The 3,230-nt window shown below is 45.6% G+C and carries 1 protein-coding gene; it reads left to right on the forward strand.

What is annotated here, in order from left to right:
• Nucleotides 1-3,230: beta strand repeat-containing protein (locus ABW636_RS22505; RefSeq protein WP_367592350.1), on the forward strand; the 3,230-nt coding region annotated here is incomplete at both ends.

A 3,230-nucleotide genomic window follows, 5' to 3' on the forward strand; every position in this document is an offset into this window, starting at 1 on the left:
ATAGCCGGTTCAACAATCAATGATGGTATCAACCCACCAAGTGGTACGAACCTAGGCGATGAAGATGGCGATGGCGAGGTTGATTACAGAGACATTCAGGATAACGATAATGACGGTATTGCTGATAGTATCGATATTGATGATGATAATGATGGTATTCCAGATACAGTAGAGAACGCCGGTAGTGGTGATCCACTAGCCGATAGTGATGGCGATGGTATTTTGGATTATTTAGATCCAGATAGTGGAGCCGATGTGAATGGCGATGGAGTTATTGATAGTTTTGATGCCGATGGTGACGGGGTGATCAACCAGTTTGATTTGGATGGTGATAATGATGGTATTCCGGACTTAGTAGAAGGAGGCGGTACCGATGGTGATGGCGATGGTGTTGTAGATGCCCAGTTAGATAGTGACAATGATGGTATTCCAGACAGTGCCGATGTAGATCAGACCGGTGGTACCGATACCGATGGTGATGGTATTGATGATGCTGCCGATGTAGATCAGACGGGTGGTACTGATACCGATGGTGATGGTATTGATGATACTGCTGATCCAGACGCCAATGGTGATGGTTTGGATGACAATACGACCCTTACCCCTGCCAATACGGATACTACAGGAAATCCAGACTTTTTGGATATCGATGCCGATGATGATGGTATTCCTGATAATGTAGAAGCACAGCCTACCGCAGGTTATGTTGCTCCATTAGGTACTGATACCGATGGCGATGGTATCGATGATGCGTATGACAGTGACCAGGCGGGCGCTACGTTACTCAATGTTCCAGAAAACACAGACGGTACCGATACCGCCGATTATATAGATACCGATACCGACAACGATGGTATCAATGATATTATAGAGAATGGTGATACGGATAACGTTGCCAGTGGTACCGATACCGATGGTGATGGATTAGATGATGCCTTTGATGATAATGATGACAGTGCAATAGCCGGTTCAACAATCAATGATGGTATCAACCCACCAAGTGGTACGAACCTAGGCGATGAAGATGGCGATGGGGAGGTTGATTACAGAGACATTCAGGATAACGATAATGATGGTGTTGCCGATAATGTTGACCTGGATGATGATAATGATGGTATTCCAGATACAGTAGAGAACGCCGGTAGTGGTGATCCACTAGCCGATAGTGATGGCGATGGTATTTTAGACTATTTAGATCCAGATAGTGGAGCCGATGTGAATGGCGATGGAGTTATTGATAGTTTTGATACCGATGGTGACGGGGTGATCAACCAGTTTGATTTGGATGGTGATAATGATGGTATTCCGGACTTAGTAGAAGGAGGCGGTACCGATGGTGATGGCGATGGTGTTGTAGATGCCCAGTTAGATAGTGACAATGATGGTATTCCAGACAGTGCCGATGTAGATCAGACGGGTGGTACCGATACCGATGGTGATGGTATTGATGATGCTGCCGATGTAGATCAGACGGGTGGTACTGATACCGATGGCGATGGTATTGATGATACTTCCGATCCCGACGCCAATGGTGATGGTTTGGATGACAATACGACCCTTACCCCTGCCAATACGGATACTACAGGAAATCCAGACTTTTTGGATATCGATGCCGATGATGATGGTATTCCTGATAATGTAGAAGCACAGCCTACCGCAGGTTATGTTGCTCCATTAGGTACCGATTCCGATGGCGATGGTATCGATGATGCGTATGACAGTGACCAGGCGGGCGCTACGTTACTCAATGTTCCAGAAAACACAGACGGTACAGATACCGCCGATTATATAGATACCGATACCGACAACGATGGTATCAATGATATTATAGAGAATGGTGATACGGATAACGTTGCCAGTGGTACCGATACCGATGGTGATGGATTAGATGATGCCTTTGATGATAATGATGACAGTGCAATAGCCGGTTCAACAATCAATGATGGTATCAACCCACCAAGTGGTACGAACCTAGGCGATGAAGATGGCGATGGGGAGGTTGATTATAGAGACATTCAGGATAACGATAATGATGGTGTTGCCGATAATGTTGACCTGGATGATGATAATGATGGTATTCCAGATACAGTAGAGAACGCCGGTAGTGGTGATCCACTAGCCGATAGTGATGGCGATGGTATTTTAGACTATTTAGATCCAGATAGTGGAGCCGATGTGAATGGCGATGGAGTTATTGATAGTTTTGATACCGATGGTGACGGGGTGATCAACCAGTTTGATTTGGATGGTGATAATGATGGTATCCCGGACTTAGTAGAAGGAGGCGGTACCGATGGTGATGGCGATGGTGTTGTAGATGCCCAGTTAGATAGTGACAATGATGGTATTCCAGACAGTGCCGATGTAGATCAGACGGGTGGTACCGATACCGATGGTGATGGTATTGATGATGCTGCCGATGTAGATCAGACGGGTGGTACTGATACCGATGGCGATGGTATTGATGATACTTCCGATCCCGACGCCAATGGAGATGGCTTGGATGACAATACGACCCTTACCCCTGCCAATACAGATACTACAGGAAATCCAGACTTTTTGGATATCGATGCCGATGATGATGGTATTCCCGATAATATCGAAGCACAGCCTACCGCAGGTTATGTTGCCCCATTAGGTACCGATACCGATGGCGATGGTATCGATGATGCGTATGACAGTGACCAGGCGGGAGCTACGTTATTAAATGTTCCAGAAAACACAGACGGTATAGATACCGCCGATTATATAGATACCGATACCGACAACGATGGTATCAATGATATTATAGAGAATGGTGATACGGATAACGTTGCCAGTGGTACCGATACCGATGGTGATGGATTAGATGATGCCTTTGATGATAATGATGACAGTGCAATAGCCGGTTCAACAATCAATGATGGTATCAACCCACCAAGTGGTACGAACCTAGGCGATGAAGATGGCGATGGCGAGGTTGATTATAGAGACATTCAGGATAACGATAATGACGGTATTGCTGATAGTATCGATATTGATGATGATAATGATGGTATTCCAGATACAGTAGAGAACGCCGGTAGTGGTGATCCACTAGCCGATACTGATGGCGATGGTATTCTGGATTATTTAGATCCAGATAGTGGAGCCGATGTGAATGGCGATGGAGTTATTGATAGTTTTGATACCGATGGTGACGGGGTGATCAACCAGTTTGATTTGGATGGTGATAATGATGGTATCCCGGA

The organism is Aquimarina discodermiae (assembly GCF_040786235.1).
GTDB lineage: Bacteria > Bacteroidota > Bacteroidia > Flavobacteriales > Flavobacteriaceae > Aquimarina.